The organism is Brevibacterium antiquum CNRZ 918 (genome assembly GCF_900169145.1).
GTDB lineage: Bacteria > Actinomycetota > Actinomycetes > Actinomycetales > Brevibacteriaceae > Brevibacterium > Brevibacterium koreense.
The window spans coordinates 1-17,496 of sequence record NZ_FXZD01000021.1 but is presented as its reverse complement, the minus strand read 5'-3'; the positions used below and the strand labels follow the sequence as shown (position 1 = coordinate 17,496).

General features: G+C 59.3%; 12 protein-coding genes and 1 pseudogene. 7 read left to right on the top strand and 6 right to left on the bottom strand.

All coding sequences use genetic code 11. The features are described from left to right. Positions 1-141: 141 nt before the first annotated feature. The 5 genes and pseudogenes from BANT918_RS17955 to BANT918_RS16415 form a co-directional block, all read left to right on the top strand. Positions 142-1,062, top strand: a pseudogene (locus BANT918_RS17955) (oligosaccharide flippase family protein); the annotation flags it as partial. Continuing rightward, entirely contained in the window at positions 1,042-1,590 is a 549-nt protein-coding gene (locus BANT918_RS17950; protein WP_267892115.1) for a polysaccharide biosynthesis C-terminal domain-containing protein, read from the top strand. The pseudogene BANT918_RS17955 and the gene BANT918_RS17950, both read left to right, overlap by 21 nt. Before the next feature lie 385 nt (positions 1,591-1,975). Continuing rightward, positions 1,976-2,860, top strand: a complete 885-nt coding sequence (locus tag BANT918_RS16425; RefSeq protein ID WP_167389509.1) for a glycosyltransferase family 2 protein — start codon at positions 1,976-1,978, stop codon at positions 2,858-2,860. A 212-nt stretch (positions 2,861-3,072) separates the two neighbouring features. Then, the gene (locus tag BANT918_RS16420) at positions 3,073-4,002 is read left to right on the top strand and encodes a GNAT family N-acetyltransferase (RefSeq protein WP_167389508.1); all 930 of its coding nucleotides are present in this window, start codon (positions 3,073-3,075) and stop codon (positions 4,000-4,002) included. After that, positions 3,984-5,024, top strand: a complete 1,041-nt coding sequence (locus BANT918_RS16415) for a Wzz/FepE/Etk N-terminal domain-containing protein (RefSeq protein ID WP_101621166.1) — start codon at positions 3,984-3,986, stop codon at positions 5,022-5,024. Before BANT918_RS16420 ends, BANT918_RS16415 begins: the two co-directional genes overlap by 19 nt. Here BANT918_RS16415 and BANT918_RS16410 read toward each other — a convergent pair. The 3 genes from BANT918_RS16410 to BANT918_RS16400 all read right to left on the bottom strand — a co-directional run bounded on the left by BANT918_RS16410 (position 5,014) and on the right by BANT918_RS16400 (position 7,990). Further along, positions 5,014-5,619, bottom strand: coding sequence for a YveK family protein (locus BANT918_RS16410; protein ID WP_101621165.1), 606 nt, complete (start codon positions 5,617-5,619; stop codon positions 5,014-5,016). The two genes, BANT918_RS16415 and BANT918_RS16410, sit on opposite strands and share 11 nt — an antisense overlap. Further along, positions 5,616-6,500, bottom strand: coding sequence for an O-antigen ligase family protein (locus tag BANT918_RS16405; protein WP_167389507.1), 885 nt, complete (start codon positions 6,498-6,500; stop codon positions 5,616-5,618). The genes BANT918_RS16410 and BANT918_RS16405 overlap by 4 nt, the downstream gene beginning before the upstream one ends. A gap of 395 nt (positions 6,501-6,895) precedes the next feature. After that, positions 6,896-7,990: a glycosyltransferase family 4 protein gene (locus BANT918_RS16400; protein ID WP_167389506.1), complete on the bottom strand. Its 1,095-nt coding sequence runs from the start codon at positions 7,988-7,990 to the stop codon at positions 6,896-6,898. 180 nt (positions 7,991-8,170) lie between these two features. Here BANT918_RS16400 and BANT918_RS16390 point away from each other — a divergent pair, with 180 nt between their 5' ends. After that, positions 8,171-9,223: a glycosyltransferase family 4 protein gene (locus BANT918_RS16390; protein ID WP_101621161.1), complete on the top strand. Its 1,053-nt coding sequence runs from the start codon at positions 8,171-8,173 to the stop codon at positions 9,221-9,223. Positions 9,224-9,249: 26 nt separating this feature from the next. On the opposite strand, the gene BANT918_RS16385 is transcribed toward BANT918_RS16390, so the two are convergent. Then, on the bottom strand, positions 9,250-10,179 hold the full coding sequence (locus BANT918_RS16385) for a cellulase family glycosylhydrolase (protein ID WP_167389505.1): 930 nt from the start codon (positions 10,177-10,179) through the stop codon (positions 9,250-9,252). Between the two features lie 305 nt (positions 10,180-10,484). On the opposite strand from BANT918_RS16385, the gene BANT918_RS16380 reads away from it, so the two are divergent. Next, complete coding sequence (locus tag BANT918_RS16380) at positions 10,485-11,252, top strand: polysaccharide deacetylase family protein (RefSeq protein WP_101621159.1); 768 nt, start codon at positions 10,485-10,487, stop codon at positions 11,250-11,252. 711 nt (positions 11,253-11,963) lie between these two features. On the opposite strand, the gene BANT918_RS16375 is transcribed toward BANT918_RS16380, so the two are convergent. Both BANT918_RS16375 and BANT918_RS16370 read right to left on the bottom strand, forming a co-directional pair. Next, a complete protein-coding gene (locus tag BANT918_RS16375) occupies positions 11,964-14,597 on the bottom strand; it encodes a LuxR C-terminal-related transcriptional regulator (RefSeq protein WP_167389504.1) in 2,634 nt (877 codons plus the stop codon). Continuing rightward, on the bottom strand, positions 14,594-17,134 hold the full coding sequence (locus BANT918_RS16370) for a LuxR C-terminal-related transcriptional regulator (protein ID WP_101621157.1): 2,541 nt from the start codon (positions 17,132-17,134) through the stop codon (positions 14,594-14,596). Before BANT918_RS16370 ends, BANT918_RS16375 begins: the two co-directional genes overlap by 4 nt. Between the last annotated feature and the right edge of the window lie 362 nt (positions 17,135-17,496).

The following is a 17,496-nucleotide window of genomic DNA, read 5'->3' as shown; positions in this document are numbered from 1 at the left end:
AACGGCAGGCTGGAGCATCTGCGGGGTATCGCGCTGGGATTCCGTAACCGGGGCAACTATCTCATCCGGTCGCTCCTCCATGCCGGAGGAATGGGCAGGCTCCTACAGCCCTATTTATGAAGAGCCGCTTTAGCGAATGCTGGATTCGTTGCGATTGCCGAATGCGTTGGAAAAATCAGTACGCTGGCCTGGACCGTAGTCGCTGCGCAGCAGCTCGGCCAAGCCGGGTTCGGTGTTTTCAACCTCGCCCTCGCACTAGGCCTGATCCTCGTTGCCGTCGGCCAATGGGGCTTCGACAGTGTCATGGTGAGGCGGGCGAGCCAGGACACCTCACAGCTCTCCCGATTCTTCACCGAAGCCATCGTCTGGCAGGTGGTTCTCACAGTGCCCCTGCTCATCATCGGCATCGCAGTCTTTGCTGTTTGGGAGGCAGACCGCACTGCCTCGCTGGCAACTGCCATGGTCCTCGCCGGCGTGCTCTGCGATATGGTCAGTGACAACGCGCGGTCCGCAGCATCAACGATCCATCGCCAAGGAATCACTTCGGCAGCCCTGATCGGACAGCGCATCATCATGTTCGCAGTCGCCGTCCCGCTGGTCTTGCAGTGGGGTGACGTCATCGCGTTGAGTGCCGCCTTCCTCTTCTCTTCGGTGCTCGGACTCGCTCTGCATGGTGTTGCCCTGCACCGACTGCGAATCCGCTTCACCCTCAGGTTGGTCACGAGAACGGGCCTTCGCAGCTGCTTCAGAGGGACGGGGTTCATCGGACTCAGCTCATTGATCCAGGTCCTCCAGGCACGAATCGGCTTCATATTGCTCGGTGCTCTTGCAACCCAGCAGACAGTCGGCATCTATTCGGTTGCTTTCCGTCTCTATGAAACTGTCCTTTTTCTGTCTTTCGCATTGGTTGCAGCAGTCTTTCCCCTCATGAGCGTGGCAAAGAGCGGGCAGGATCTGCGAGCTCTGATCGAGTCGACGGTCAACATACTCTGCGGCTTCTATCTTCCGTTCGCGGCAGTCTGCCTCGTCGACGCACCCGGGATGATCCACCTCATCTTCGGAGAGCAGTATGTCGCGGACGCTTCCTTGGCGCTGTGGTGGCTCGCACCGGCTCCTGCGCTGTTCGCTGTGACGTTTGTCGGCAGGACCGCACTCGTAGCCGCATCGTCAACCACGCCGTTGCTGATTTCAGCATCTGCCTCAACTGGGACGGTCGCTCTCCTCTGCTTTCTCCTGATCCCGAATTTTGACGCCGCGGGTGCAACGATCGCTTTGACGAGCGGACTTGCACTCGACGCGATTCTCACCGTGATCTTCCTCAGAACGATTCTGGATCGATGGCCGCAGCTGCTACGGCAGTCGACTCAACCGCTGCTCTGCAGCGCCGTCGTCGCCGTCATCTTCTTCGCCCTCCACACATCGTTCCTCGTCGAGCTTCTCATCAGCGCTGTTGTCTACATTGCGTGCTGGGGCAGTCTGCTTCTATGGGGACGCTCGAGCGCCTCGCGGCTGGTCCGCACGCTTCCTGTCGTCAGCTCGCAGGCCTCTGGCACCAGCGCAGATTTAGGCGGAGCAGAGAACGAGAAATGACCAGCATGCACTGGGGAGGAAACCTGAGGCCACTCACATATTGCGAAACCCGGACAGCCGACACAGCTGCCGAAATCGGCTCTCATCAACTGAACGCGCTGCGGGAGTCGAACTTCTGTTCCACACGAACTCAAACAAGGCAGCGAAGATACCAGTCAGCTGGAGCCGACCCGGACCCGAGTAGAAGAATCGCCTTCTGCATGATTGCGATCCGCAAAATCGGTCACTCGAAGAGAAACGGGATACGAATGAGACATCAGGAAAAGCCCCCACACAGCAAACGGGCGCGTTATCAGAGCTGGGGTATGATCGCGCTATGGAGGACACCATGACTCCCAGCGGGTCGGATCGTACCGATCGGGGCTCGGACTCCACTAAGCCCACCATGTCCGTTATCATTGCGACTCTGGGTCGCCCTGAGCATTTGCCCAATGCACTCGAGAGTCTGCGCAACAGCGAAGTCACTCCAGACGAGGTCCTCATTGTCGATGGCTCTGCGGATTCTGATGCCCTCGATCTCACTGCACGTGAAGATGCCATCAGCCCGTATCCGATCCGCCACATTCACTCGGATCCGGGCTCATCGCGGCAGAGAAACGTCGGAATATCAGCAGCCGTCTGCGATGTAGTCGTCTTTCTCGACGATGATGCCAAGGTCTCTGAGCACGCACTTCGTGAGATCGGAGCTGCATACGCAGATTCCAGCGTCGTCGGCGCTACGGCTCGAATCGTCGAGCCCTACGGTAACGAAGTGGGAGGTAAAGTCTCACTCTTCCGAAGAGTGTTCAATGCTGGCGGCGAGCCCGGAACCTTCACCATCGCCGGTTTTCCGAGGCGCCTCCAGGACGAGACAGTTCGTCGGGACATCGAGTTCATGCAGGGCGCGTTCATGACCGCACGTCGTCCGGAAGCTCGTCAGGTCTGCTTCGATGAGACACTGGCCGGCTATGGTCTGGCAGAAGACGAGGACTTCTCCTATCGCCTGTCCGGCTTGGGCAAGCTTCGATACCTCGGCGACGTCGAGATCCAGCACGACAACGCGGGTTTCTCGAACCGCGACAGTGTCGCATTCGCACAGCGAGTGGTACGAAATCGCCGTTATCTCTTCCACAAGAACTTCGAAACTACTAGATCCTCGCGCACAGCATTCGCACTGCTCATGGGCACGCTCGTCATCCATCGATTGCTCAATAGGGAAGTGGCGGCAGCTGTGGCCCTTGCCGTATCTGCTATCCGAGGCGAGGAACAAGGAATGGGGCCGCAACGATGACGAAGATGCAAGCAAGCCTGGTGCCATTGTCGGAGGTCGACGAGGGCTTCCTGCAACAGTGGCGTCACTTGGTCCACCAGTGTATAGAGCCAAACCCATTCTTCGACCCCATAATGACGCTGGCGGCCTCTTCGCTTCCGGGTTCAACAGATGTCGAGCTGCTCGCCGTCCGGAACGGCACCGAGCTGTGCCTCCTGATGCCTGTCCTTAGGATGAAACGCTATCGACGCGTCCCTGCCCCGGCTCTCAGGACATGGAAGCATGACTACTCGTCTCTGGGGAATCCGCTGCTGACGCCCAACGATCCAGTCACTGCGGTCGAAACTGCACTTCTGTTTCTTCGGGAGGAGAAGATCGCGACTGTACTCGTCCTGGAAAGCTTCGCTGTCGACGGCGCCGTTGCCAACGCAGTGAACTCCGCGCTGAAACGACTCGATCTCAACCCCACATCTCTCCTCACTCACACCAGAGAAGCAGTCCTGAAACACCGCGGCACTGACGAGGTTCAGCACGGGCTGAGCAGCTCGACGGTGAAGGCTCAACGCAAGAAGCAAGCGCGTCTTGCACGGAAGCTCGGAGGTGATGTCGGCTTGGCTGAAGTACCTCGAGGCCCTGAACTCGATTCGGCTATCGAGCAATTCCTCCGTGCCGAGGCCAGCGGGTGGAAAGGCGAGGACGGTGGGGCAATGGCCAACCGCCCCGGCCACGCCGACTTCCTCCGCACCATTTGTCAAGGATTCGCTGCCGAAGGCAGACTCCAATTCAAATTGTTCGGCACCGCGGAAACGCCAGTAGCATATTTCTGCAATTTCATCGCACAGGGACGAATCTTCGGTTTCAAAATGGCCTACGACGATGAGTACCGCCGATTCTCGCCGGGAGCCATTGCTGAGCTTGAGCTTCTCACTGACTTCTACAGTCAAACCGAACTCACGTCCATAGACTCGTGCAGGGAGTCGAAGTTTCCGAGACACCATCAGCTGTTTCCCGACACCCTCACCATCAGCACCCTGGTCATCCCCCTCGGGATCAGGGGCCGCGTCGTGGCCCGCAGCATTCCCATCGCCAATGCCGCCGGTCGCCGACTCCGGGAATGGAACGACGCGCTACGCAAGAGGATGTCGTGGAAGAAGCCTCGCTGAGAAGAGTCCTGACGATACTCCGTGTTCGATGGCGACTCGTCGCGGCCTTGGCCCTACCGATCATGGTATTGTGCCTGGTCTATGCGGCAACTCTGCCACCCTCATACACAGCGACTACGGTCATGTCGTTCGCTCCGGCCAAAGACACCGAATCCGGGCCGGCTTTTGCCCGGATGATCTCTCCATATGAACTGACTGCGACCAGCCACGCGACTATCGCGAAGGCAGAGAAAGACGCAGGCATACCCCCCGGCGACCTTCGCGGCAATGTCAGCGTGAAGTTGCCCACGGGCGACTTGGAGCTCTCCCTCGAGGTGACGACAACCAGCGCAGAGGTCAGCACGGCAGCTGCCCGGTCTATCGTCAACACCGTCAAAGAAACTGCTGACGAAGATCAACGGGTTGTCATATGGAACACTTCCGAGGCGCCTGTATCCCACGACAGTACGCCTGTCCGAAGGGCAATAATCCTTTTACCCAGTGTCCTCCTCGCTCTGTTTCCCGGAGCCTTCCTCGCTCTATCGCGAGAAGGGTATCGTCCGCGCGTCTGGATACCCGATGATCTCCGATCGCTCGGAATACCGGTACTCCAGCAGATTCCAGGTCGCCAAGTTTGGAGGACACGACAGACGAAGCGGGAGAATTCAGAGATCCGCACTGCGATGCGGCTCTGGTTACCGCTCCTCTGGGAGCTGTCTCGTCCAGCATCGACCGCTCGCAAGCCCAACGAGATCATCGTGACCAACCTGGACAGCAGCCAGACAGAGGCAACACCAATTGCCGCGGGGCTGAGGACAGTCGCGGAGAGCTCTGACTTCAACGACGAGAAACGGTCGATCACCATCCGGTCAGCCCAATGGGGTGCGCTTCACTCCCCCTCGAATTCTCCTCGCCCTGATGCCGAGACGCTCTGCCTCCTGGTCATTCGCCCCGGACTTCCACAGGATCATCTGAAGTTAGTCGTCGACCTTGCACAAGGTCAGGGAGTCCGAGTCGTCGGCAGCGTCTTCGTCAGTCGCTGATCCGATTCTCATGCTTATCGTGATGGCCTGACATCTTTCCCTGAGTCCTAAGGTGCGCTACCCAACGAAGTTGTGCAGCTGCGAGCGCAGCGACAACTGCCGCGACTCCTCCTACTGTCAGCGTGATTCCCAGTGGAGGAAAACTGGGCTCGATTGGAGGCTCTGCGGGTGCCGCAACATAGGCAGACAGCAACGGGTCCTTATCTGAGAACTTCTCCAGCTCCTTGGTCACTCCGTTTGCGAGCTCAGCTGCTCTGCTAGGATCACTCCACTTCACCGAAACGATGACTGTATTGGTGGACGGCACGACTTCCCCGCTCACGCTGGAGCTGAGCTGTTTCGGGTCCTCCCCGTATGCATCGGCCATGTCTGTCATGACTGATGGTGCGTCGACGAGCTCCGCATAGGTCGGCACAGCCAGTTGGACGAGATCGCCACTAGGATTGGTATCCGCTTTGGGCACCAAGGCGACAATAGTTGTCGCCGTATAGGTACGAGGCGAGAAAGCTGCGAATAGCGCAGTTGCGGCCACGATTATCACAAAGACGAGTATCGCCAGAACCCGATATCTGCGTAGAGCGGCGAATGTGTTCACTGCACTGTCCCTTCTTCAAAACGATTTGTCTTCGCGTCCCTCGCGCGTTTTGTCACAGCGAACAGTGCACCGAGGACGATCCATACCAAGAAGTACAGGATCGGATTGCCCAGAGTGTAGTCGACCATTCCCTGTACGAGCACAGACAGCAGCGCGCTGACGAGACCCATACCCATAGCAGCTTCATATCGCGGCACCTCTGTCCACATTTTCCACGTTTGTTGCGCCAATACCGCCGCGAACATAACCAGCAGCGCAGCTGCGACCACTCCGGCTTCAGCAGCAACCTGCAGAAAAAGATTGTGAGCATGCACCGCGTCCACAGCCATACCCGTCCGTTCGGCCAACAGGGATGTCGGCGAGAAGCTTCCCGGCCCCTGGCCGAGCACCGGATGCTCCTGGATCTGCCGGTATGCCTCACGATAGATGAACGGCCTGTTGTCATTGGGATTCGATCCCGGCTCGAAAATCGACAGCAACCGCCCGGTCACGAGAGAAGACTCCGGTGGTGCAGCGATGAGAAAAGCGGGAATTCCCACGACAGTTGCCAATGCCACAATCCGCAGAGTCCACTTCCGGTAATACTTTACAGTCAAAACCATAAGCAGAAGTGCCCCGGCAAAGGCACCTAGCCAGGCTCCACGGGAGAAGCTGACAACGAGATTCACCGCAGACAGAACCGCGCAGAGAATGGCAAGTATCCGTATCGGCCAATTCCGCGCGACGAGCGCCTGCGCCCAAGCGATCATCAACAGTACAGCGCTGAACGTTCCGAGCTGGTTGGGGTCCGTGAAGACGCCGACGGCGCGACCGGAAAGTGCACCAGCCCCCGCCGACTGGGCCTGAACGGCACCTCGAGTCGCGAATCCGTAGACAGCCACGAGTGTCCCAGATGCTATCAGAACCGTAAGCATGATGCGCCACCGGGCAGCAGTGACACAAACTGTGTGCACAGTCAGTGCCAGCGCCCCGCCCAGTATCGAGATGAGAACTGTGTGCGCAGCGGTCAGCGGATCTCGAGTCGTGATCATCGAGGCCAGATAGACGAGCAGGAGGCCGAGCAGCCAAATGGCGCTGGGATGCCACCGCCAAGGGGTCGTCCCTGCGACGACCCGCGATATAACGGAAATGACGATGACTGCAGCGGCCGTGAGATGAATAAGGTTGAGGGGTCCGAGCGAAAGCGCCACCCCCAGCGGTAGCGCTGCAACGCAAGCGAGCAGGCCTGCGAAAGGGAACGACCAGCGGACGGGGCCCCAACAGACGCTTTGAGAGTTCAACTGGCTGCCTTTCGACGGCGAAGCACCTTGCGGACCATGCGAGATGCTATCTGCCGGAGTCCGCTCCAACGACTGTGCTGGGCAGCCTCGTACAGTACCGATGCGAACGATCCCGCTACCTCGGCGGAATTCGCATATTCGGCGACAATTGAGCGTCCTTGCTCGCCCATCCCTGCACGCGTGGCTGGATCGATGAGTCGTTTCAGTGCCACAGCTATCTCCGAGGGCGACTGCGGTGACACGATGATACCGGCAGTTCCACCAAGGCGTTTCGCTACTGGGCTGTCTTTGACTGCAATGACAGGAATCCCCGCCTGCATCGCCTCGAATGCCGTCATACCGAATCCCTCCTGGGACGGAGCGCGGCGGTCGGTCGGTTTGGTGAGGACGGCCAAGGCGTCGAAAGCGGCGAAGAGGCTGCCCAGCCCTTGCACCGGCCGCGCGAAGATCACGCGGTCGACAACACCCAGCCGTTCTGCGAGCCGCCTGAGTCGATCACGTTCCCCTGGAGACGAATGATCTTCCTCTCCGATTGCGACCAGACGCCATGATTCTCCACCAGGAGCGGCAAGTCCTGCGATCGCATCGTCCAAGCCCTTATACGGTACGAGCCGGCCGGCCATGACCAGAACGGGGCGATCATCGAATTCGATTCCTCGTTCGAGTAGCATCGACCGTGCCTTGTCCCTGTCACATATCGGCTCGTCCTGCACCGGCGGATGGATGACTGCCAGGTCATCCCGGCCGGCTTTCACGCCGACTTCAGCTGCGGTCGTAACGACAGTGTCCGCCGCGCAGCCCAGGGGTCCTGCCAGAGTCGAATCATAGGAATAGTCATGTTTCACCCACACAGAAGGAATACCGCGTAGAGGTGTCGCGAGTGCGATGACCAATTGAGCTTTGACCCCATTGCCAATGACAACGTCGGGCTCCAGAAACGGCAGGAACCGCGCAACTTCGCAGGCCGCTCGCACTGCAGCAATCCCCGATGCCCCTGTCGGTCGTACGGATACACCGATGCCCGCTGCGCGCAGTTCGTCGCAGAACGGCCCATCTTGGAGAGACAGGACATGCCAAGAGATGCTCGGCATGTTCGCAATCATTCCGAGCAGCCACTTCTCTGCCCCTCCGGTCACGGATGACGTACCAAAAGGAGTCACGACCAAGACGCGCAACGGCACATCCCTGTTCACCGAATTCAGTCCCGTGTTGCCCACAAATGCAGTCTACAGGCAAATGGAACTGCACCAGAAGTCCACTAAGATGGGATAATGACAAGCAATATAAGGAGCGGATCTTCGGCCACGCCGGTGATCATGCATATGGTCGACTGCTACCACGGTGGCGTTGCTCGCGCCATCAATGACATGGTCGCAAATGCCCCTCAGGTACACCATGTGATCGCTTTCCACGGCGACGATACTCCGCCTTCTGGACTCTTCACGCGGGAGTTCGAGGTCACCGGTGGTGCGCTGTCTCGCATGCGTACTTTCCGGCGGCTCCTTCGAGATTCTGATGCTTCGATCGCACATGTACATTCGAGCTGGGCGGGTGGCTTCCTCAGAGTTGGGCGCATGCCGTCCCGACCTCTGATCTACCAACCGCATTGCTATAAGTTCGTCGACCCCAACCTCTCACGTGCGCAATCCTTCGGAATCCGCTTGATTGAACGACTGCTGCTTGCGAACACGACTGTCACCGTTGCTCTCAGCCCCGCAGAGCGATCGGCGGCCGCTGCCCTCGGCCCGACTCCGGTGCGAGTAGTGCCCAACGTGCCATCGGTTCCACCCGGCACGGTGGACACAGACTCCACCAGTCGACGGCGCATCATCATGGTCGGCCGGGTTTCTCATCAGAAGGATCCGGAGTTCTTCGAGAGAGTGGTCCGCAAGTGCAGAGAACTGCGCCCCGACGTCGAAGCCGTCTGGGTCGGCGACGGCGACCCGCAGATGGTTTGCGCCCTGCGCAGCGCAGGTGTGAGAGTCACGGGTTGGCTGGAGACACCGGAACTGGCGAACTTGCTGTCAGAGGGCGGAGTGTATATTCACAGTGCACACTACGAGGGTCTTCCCCTGTCCGTTCTCGACGCGGTGCAACGAGGGCTGCCTGTGGCCCTGCGCCGAATCCCCTCCCTCACGGGGGTGCTCGAGGAACGCCAGTCTGACTCTCCCAAGCAGCTCGCGGCGGAAGCGGTACGGCTCTTCAATAATGCGCATGCCTACCGAGAAGTGATCGAGCAGACGCAACCGTGGCTTGAGGAGCATTCGAACTCCAAGCAGCGGCAAGCTCTGCACAAGCTCTACGAGTCACTGATCACCACATAATCGCGCGGTCTCCGTTCGAGCGCAGCTCAGTTGCCCACGAAGAGCTCGTCCATGCGACGCAGGACCGGCTTCGGCTCCAGATCGTGCCCGAGGAGACCGAACCCCGTCTCGAATCCGTCTCCAGAGCCGCCAAGATCACGCAAGTTGTACCAGAGAAGCATCTCGATCTGCGGATAGTCCTTCTCCACGAGTCTGACGACTTCTTCGAATCGATCGGCTTGCGTCTCGTCATCTACGTTGAGCCTTGTGTCTTTGCTGCCGACCTCGCTTCGGTGGGTCGACCAGCCGAGTTCGGTCACCCAGATCGATTTGCTCGAGTCGCCTTCACCCGCCATCAGATCCATCAGCTGATCGATCTCCTGAATTCGAGATGAACCGTTCGAAATGTCTGTGATCGATGCATCCGCCGGGACCGGATACGGATTGACCGCCACAACATCAGTGAAATCGGCAACTCCCAGGGCATACATCCGCTCCCACCACCCGATGTCGACTTCCGAGGTGCCTCCGGCAAGGACAACGAGCGCTTCGTCGCCCTGCGGCCCGTATTCCTTGATCTTCCGATAGGCGTCCTCGACCATTGCCGCATGCTCAGGCGCTTCTTGGCCCTCTTGCCGTGCGGTGAAGAATGACGAATGGTTCGGTTCGTTCCACAGTTCGATAGCGGAGACCTTCCCCTCGTACCTTTGGCTCATACGGAGCGCGAAGTCGCCGAAGACACTCGGATCATTCGGCGCCAGTGCTTCGTCGTCGGACCCGTTGGCCCATCCAGGAGTTCGCTGCAGTACCAGCAACACTTTCAGGTCTTCGCTGCGCGCAACTTCGATCGCATGGTCGTATTTCTCGAGTGCCCAGTCGCTGTCGACACCCCGGGCAGTTTCAACAGCCGCCCATCCCAAGTCAATTCGCACCCACCGACCGCCCGCATTCCTGAGCGTCCGCAGTGCGAGGATCATTTCGCGATCGGATTCGTAGTTCCAGAATCCATGAAATGTGGCGCCAGCGCGGAGTCGTCGAATCGGAGCATTCTGCATACCCGGGCGTTCAGCTTTCGGCAACGGCAGGTCCGAACACGCAACCATCGTTCCTGCACCGGCAAACAACGCAACGGTCGCGCAGAGGGCGGAGCGACGCGTGAGCACGGATTACCCCCACTTTCACAATGCCTGAATTGGACCGAACCGAAAATAATGCGTAATCACAGGAAAAGACCTTTAAACCGGTATGCTCAGAATACAGGATCAATCTGGACGGAGTTCGTGTGAAAAACGCACCCATAGTGCTCATGTATCATGGCATCGACAATGTGGATTCCGCCCACGATGCAGAGAATCTTTTTGTTCCAGTCAATGCATTTCACCAACAAATGGAATATTTGAAGCGCTCCGGGTACCGAATCCTCTCGGAAAACGAGTACCTCGATTGGCTGAACGGCAGACCTCTAGACGGCAAGTCAATTCTGCTCACCTTCGACGACGGCTATACTTCGGTCTTGCAGAACGCGGCGCCGATACTCGGGAAGCTTCGTATGCCAGGAATTTGCTATGTATGCCCGGGCCTGCTCGGAGGCCGCTCAACCTGGATGGAACCTGCGTCCTGGCACGAGCTGATGGACGCTGCAGGGCTAACCGAGATCGCCAATGCCGGCCTCACACTGGGAATTCACGGCCATGATCACACGTCGATGCAATCCCTGAGCTTCCAGGACCTGACGAAACACACGGGCGATGCCAGAGCACTGCTCGAAGAACGCGTAGGGGTTCGGGCACAGACTCTTGCGTATCCGTACGGCCAGCACAGCCCCAAATCTCGGCAGGCAGTCAGCAGCGCTGGCTTCGAATGCGCCTTTGCCATTTACGAAACAGCAGGACGTTGGGCGCTCCCGCGGGTCGACATCAATTCAGTAGATACTCCACGCACGTTCCGTCTGAAGCTGAAGTCGATCTATCCGACCGCTCGTCGAGCTATGTCGGTGGCACCTCCAGTTCGACGAGCAGCTCACAAGCTCGTGGGGTTGGCTAAGCGCTGAGTCGAAGAACGGAACGGGAAACTCGACGCTGAGAACACCGGCTAGCCTGTGTTCCTTGGCCGATTGGGATCGGCCTGAGAAGCCCAGCTGCACTCGGTCGAGCGCCTCTGCGACCTGCTCGCGAGAAGAGATGCCGAGCTTGCGGCAAAGTCGGTGGTATGCCCATCAACAGTGCTCAACGCGACGTCGAGGTCATCGACAGACGCTGCATTAGTCACACCCGCGATGATCAGTCATGAGAGCTGTTCGTTCCCGGCCAGTCAGTTTTGCTCCGGGCACTGGGCTTCGGCAACAGCAATAGTTTGGAACTGCTCATGGTTCCAATATCTAAGTGTCTCAACGGCAGCACAACTCGTTCGCGCACACTCCCTCGAATTGAGTAGGTAGACAAATCAACTCCCACGACGGAACGTGGCAGAGTCCCTGACTTGTTGGCTCGGTTGCACTTGAACTCACTCCTATTTCGTCTGCACAGCCGATGCCAAGTCTCGCCACAGCCGTCGTATCACTTCCCAGTCCATTACCAACGTCACTGCGCACCTGCACCCAGAGGTCCGGGCTATAGATGCCAGCTTCTTACACTTCGGAAGCTCTTTCCAAATAGCGAGGCGCAGAACTCTGACGTCTAAGCAACATCCAGTGAATTCTAGGCAGACTACGACATCAATATTCGACTTCCTTGGACTTGTTTGCAGCGCTGTTCCGGCTCGCTCAGGTCGAGCGCCCACTCGAGACCGGCCCGACTGGACTGCGAGCGGCTCGCAGTTCCTCGAGGACCCCAGCAACCTGCTCACGGCGAGTGATTCCCAACTTCTGAAACAGCCTGTAGGTATGTCCTTCCACGGTCCTCACCCGGACGCCGAGCTGTGCGGCAATCTCGGAGTTCGTGCTCCCTGAGGCGATGAGGCTGCTGATCTGGCGTTCTCGACCTGTGAGTTTCAGATTGCTGTCGCTGCCTCCGCCCAGCCCGGTCTCCACCCCGTCGGTGAAGCGGGAGGCCAGCGACCGGCACAGCGTGGCGATGTCCGGCAGGCTCCTTTCTCGGCTCGCGGCGATATCGAGCAGAGCAGCGCTGTCGCTGTCTCGCAGCGCAGCTCCCAGCTGGCCGAGAAGACGAAACAGATCTCCTGTGCCGCGCCCTGCCAGCAGGCACATCTCTTCGGGTTCCACCACGTCAAAGTGCCTGAACAGCATGAGCCTGATGAGCGCTGCGAGACCAGACGATCCGTCGCTCATTGCCTCGGCGAGCAGGTGTCGAAGCTTCTCGACCCACACGGCTTCACCAGTGCGCAGCGCCTTCGCGACGAGGACTAGGATCACCGCACGGCGGTACTGGAGATACGGCCCGTAGGTCGGCAGCTCATCGAAACGAGCCTCGTATTCGGCAGCGACTTCGACGTTTCCGCCCACAATCGACACATACGCTGCTTCAGCGATGGCCATCGCGAGAAAGGACTTCTGGTTCCAGTGTTCGAGCCCCTCGACGGCGGCGTGAGCGGACCTAGTCGCCTCAGGCAATGCTCCGTCCTGCGTATGAACACGATGCCAGACGAGGTCGCTGGGCCCGCTGCGAGCGGTAAGGTAGGCGATATCTTTGCTTGGCAGTTCCTTCAAGATTCGCTTTGCCCGCTCCGTATCCCCTGCACTGGTCAGGGCACTTGCTCGGGCCATGGACAGGATCATCGAGCCGGTCCCTACGGAGTGGCTGCGGCCGGACTCGTGGTCAAGCAGGTCTAGGGCTTCGGCGTTGGCTCCCTGCTCGACCTTCCGACCAGCCAATGCCACAGTCAGAAGCACACGCAGAGAGTCGGGCAGTCGGGCATCGCGGAGGGTCTGGACAAAAAAATCCTGATCAGCGACGCTCACAAGCAATGGCCGAGTGCCCAGCCGGTCGATGACGTCACGAGCGGTGAACACATCGATTCCATTGCAGCGTGCTTCGACAAGACTCTCGGAATCACGCTCTATGCCATGCGCCACACCCTCTTCTTCGAGTGCTTCTACGCGGTCGAGCGCGTCACGGAGCCGGTCGAGGGTCAGAGTCGGAGAGTTGCGGTCGAAGTCCCGGTGGGCCCAGACGACGAATACTTCTACGATAATGTCGGCGCAACGGGCCTTCAGCACGGCTTGAGCGAGCACGTCGAAGCCAAGAGCCGCCTGATTCACCTCACAGTAGAGACGTCCGAGATCGCAGAGCTCATGTGCCTCCATATAAGCGGTCGGCACCTCGATGAGCATTCGCAGTGCCCTCTGCCATTCGCCGATTCGGGCTGCCACGCGGGCGGCATTGATCTGATCTTGGACCTCTGTTTTGACTCCACAGGCTAAGGCCCAGTCCATCCGCAACATGAGCGCCCATTCGGACGGAGGTGAAGTGCTGCTGGTGAGGACGAAGTCGTACATCTGCCGACTCCGGCCGTCAGGGATAGTGAACCGGATCGTCTCGGACTTATGGTTCTCCACGGCCACATACACGCGTCGTCCCCTGTTTTCGAGGAGGATCTCCCCAGCAGCGACCAGAGCGTCGGCTGCTTCTCCGAGGCCGGCCGTGAGCATGAGTTCGACGTCGATCTCACCGGCGAGGACGACGAGTTCAAGAGCGTCCCTCATCTGCGTGGGGTGCTCTTCAAGATCGATGCGTGTGACGTCACGCGCACGTTCGTCGTATTCGATATCGCGGCCGTCGAGAACCCAAACCCCCTGCCGGTCGTAGAACCGCCTGGCCCGGTGCGTGTAACCGAGGAGTTCGACTATCTTCCCTGGGACCCTTCCCGAGTGGAATTCGACGATGTCGAGCACCCCACGTGAGACGACCCCGCCGAGGTGGTGCTCTACCATCTCCGCATAGGAGTCAGTATCGAGTGGGCTGAGAACAATGTGATCGAGAACATGGTCCGCGACGAGATCGTCAAACGGATGCCCCCGACCAGTCGGGGGCCGTCGCAATGTCGCCACGATCCTGATATCGCCGTCATTGGCCAACTGCGACAGCACGCCGAGGCTGCGGCGATCGATGTCGTGGGCATCGTCGATAAAGATCACAGGGGTGGATCGGTCTCCAGTCAGAACTGACACGACTCGATAGAGCAGATCGCCCAGGTCTTTGTCGAGATCGACAAACAATCCCAGCGCCCCGAAGTCGACAGATCGGAGTATCCGATCACCACGCAACCACAGCTCCGCTCCTCCGCGGCGACGGTGGAGAAGGGTAGCAAGGAAAGTCTTGCCCGAGCCCCCTTCCCCCTCGATGAGGATCCCTCCGGAGGACGAGCTGCCCAGAGAGTGCTCCATCGCTTCTACCTCACGGCTGCGTCCGAATACGACGGCCTTCCCGATCTGGATCATGGATGGTCCTCCCATGAGACGATCACCTCACGCAGCTCCCGTCGATTGGCTACGTGCAAGCGGCGATAGATTCTGCTGAGGTGCCATTCGATTGTCCGGGCCGACAGATGCTGCGTGGCACCGATTTCCTGACTGGTGCGCCCGGCCATGATCCCATCGACGAGATGCCGTTCGAAGTCCGACAGCACTGCCTGCAGCCGTGGTCCTGAGGAGCTGAATTTGATCACCCGCAAGCTGTTGCCGATGAGGATGCGGGCATCTTTGGCTGCTTGCTGATCGTGAGCATCGATGGCGCGGGACTGAGCCAGCTTCGCAAGAGTGGAGCAGAGGACGACTGCACCATAGTCTGCAGCGCCGCTGGCCGCCTCGACGAGAGCAGACGGTGAGCCGTCGGTCATTGCAGAGGCGACGATGCCTGCCAGACGTCCCGGTCGCCCGTCGATCTCTGCAGCCGCTCCGCCCAGCTCCACGATGGCCGCTCTATGCCCGAGGCATGCTGCTTCCAGCCAGGCTGAGGCCGCCGATGTTGTAGCGCCCGTCGAGCGTGCCGCACCACCAAGCGTGTACAGCTGATCGGCGGCCTTGTCCGGCTTCGTCACTGCCAAAGTCTGGAGCTGGAACAGCGAGGCTTCGAACTCCACCCAGTACGAAAAGTCGTCACCTTCGAACGGTTGGCTGTGCCTCGGCCACCTCTGCACTGTGGTATCGCCCAACAAGGTACGTGCGAAGTCCGTGGCTGCATTGATGACCACATGGCCGACGTCCTCGGTGGTCATCGTGACCCGCTCCAGCACAGCCAGCGCCCGAGCCGGGTGACCGGTGCGCAGATCGACAAGAGCTCCGACGAACCCGGACAGTCGCGGGCTGACGCGATTCCCGCTCCGTGCCTCCATCCAGCTCAGCGATGCTCGGGCTCCGGCCCAGTCACCCGCTGTGTATCTGGCGATGAAGAATTGAGGCGATGCGTCTTCACGTTCGAGACTCGTCATTCCCGGCAGGCCGAACATCAGCTCCGCCTGCTCGATGAGCTTCAGCCCGGTCTCGACTCTGCCAGTGAGAACCGAGGCAGATCCGAGGACCGCGCAGGCACGAAGTCGGTGACGCGTCAGGCACGAATGGTCACGATAGACACGTTCCGCACGTTCGACAGCTTCGGCGAATCGTCCTCCTTTGAGGTCGAACCGAGCAAGTGTGACGTCGAACCGGCCGCGGTCGATCGACATGTTGAGATGGTTGCGCAGCCAGCCGACTCGAAGCCGGTCCGGCTCACGCGGGTCCGTCAAGCGCATGTCCATTGTGGCCACACGGGAGAGAAACTCCGAGCTCATCTCCGTCCATCGCTCGTCTAATCGATCGAGAAGTCGATCGAACGCCTTGTTCGCTGCCCTGATGTTGTGGTTGCCCTGTTCTGCACGGATGGCTTCGAGGAGTAGTTCGACCGATTGTTCGGCCGCGGCCGAGGCGAGTTCGGCTGCGCCCGCATAGTCACCCTCGCTATTGGCCCAGGAGACTGCCTCCAGGATCTTCTCTTCCGGCTGGTCGAAGCCTAAGCTGCCTCCCCAAGACAGGTATCCGAACAGTGCGCACCCTTCCATCACTTCGAGGTCGGCGACTTCGCTGAGGCGCTTCCATAGGGACAGCGAATGCGATGGCCTGACCCGTGACTTCAGAGAAGAGGCAACCACCGGTTCGACGATCCTGACGGCGCCGTGCCTGGCACGAGACATCCTGATGATTCCGGCATCGACCAGGGAATCGAGCCCGTCCGCTGAGCAGAGCTGCAGGAGAGTCTCATAGTGGACAGCTCCGGTCATCGCAACCATTTCGAGTACGGATCGCAGCTCTGGATCGATGTTGCACAAGATGCGATCTGCGGTCCGCAGATGATCACGTCTGAAGAGAACATGGCTGAGTAGGAGTGGGTTTCCCCCAGTCTCCGCGTGCAAGCGGGAGACTGATCGACCTTCGAATGTGCGCGATCCGGAGGTCTCAGCCAGTGCGGCCACAGCGGCTTCGTCGAGACCGTTGAGGTCGACCCGGATGAGATCGCCTGAAAGCCACAGACTGGTCACGAGGTCGACGGGCGGCCGAATAGACTCCGCTGCGATGAGGATTCTGGCCCGCCCGGCCACCGCGAGTTGGGTCAGCACTGACAGTGACGTCGCATCGACGAGATTCGCGTTGTCGACGAGGACGATGGGGATCGAGTCGGGGTATCGGATCGCCAGTGCCGCACCGATCGACGACAACGCGGCACCAGCACTCACGTCGGCCGTGCTTCCCGATTGGGAAAGGACTATGTCGAGAATTCCCAGATCCCGATCACGCATCGCCTCCGAACCTCGAAGGCGCAGAACAGGCGTGTCTTTGTCGATGCGTACCAGAGCGGCGTTCATCAACGTGGTCTTCCCGATTCCGGCAGCACCGATAATCAACGCACCGCTGACATCTGGGGCGGTGAGAGACTTCACCACGGTCGTCACTTCGTCCGTGTACCCGAAAGTCTGATCTTGGACCGATCCAACCGCAACGGCCATCTTCCCAACCTTCTTTGTATCCTGCAATATCCACCACACAGCCGGCGATGGGAAGTTCACAGCTGCGAATCACGCTTGAACGTCACCTGGCACAATGTCTGCCAATCGACCTGCATATCGCTAAGGCGAATATCGGTCGATGTCACATTTGGGAATTGCAATCATCGTTTAATTCAAAACATTTACTATAATTGTCATACTATACAGCATCTTTCGCCATTTGGCACGGAAAACTGGCTCTTCATAAATAGGGCGGTGCTCAAGAGCTGAGGCAACCTCGAACGACAACGGGACCCTGGGTGCAATGATGTAGGTGTTCAAGACTCCATCACGACCCAAGGTCCCTGATGCACAACTTTACC

What these genes read in the sequence shown, in the direction of transcription:
- BANT918_RS16375 (WP_167389504.1), bottom strand. Translation starts at nt 14,597, where the DNA reads ATGATCCAGATCGGGAAGGCCGTCGTATTCGGACGCAGCCGTGAGGTA.
- BANT918_RS16385 (WP_167389505.1), bottom strand. Translation starts at nt 10,179, where the DNA reads ATGATCCTCGCACTGCGGACGCTCAGGAATGCGGGCGGTCGGTGGGTG.
- BANT918_RS16370 (WP_101621157.1), bottom strand. Translation starts at nt 17,134, where the DNA reads ATGGCCGTTGCGGTTGGATCGGTCCAAGATCAGACTTTCGGGTACACG.
- BANT918_RS16390 (WP_101621161.1), top strand. Translation starts at nt 8,171, where the DNA reads ATGACAAGCAATATAAGGAGCGGATCTTCGGCCACGCCGGTGATCATG.
- BANT918_RS16425 (WP_167389509.1), top strand. Translation starts at nt 1,976, where the DNA reads ATGTCCGTTATCATTGCGACTCTGGGTCGCCCTGAGCATTTGCCCAAT.
- BANT918_RS16400 (WP_167389506.1), bottom strand. Translation starts at nt 7,990, where the DNA reads ATGCCGAGCATCTCTTGGCATGTCCTGTCTCTCCAAGATGGGCCGTTC.
- BANT918_RS16420 (WP_167389508.1), top strand. Translation starts at nt 3,073, where the DNA reads ATGAAACGCTATCGACGCGTCCCTGCCCCGGCTCTCAGGACATGGAAG.
- BANT918_RS17950 (WP_267892115.1), top strand. Translation starts at nt 1,042, where the DNA reads ATGATCCACCTCATCTTCGGAGAGCAGTATGTCGCGGACGCTTCCTTG.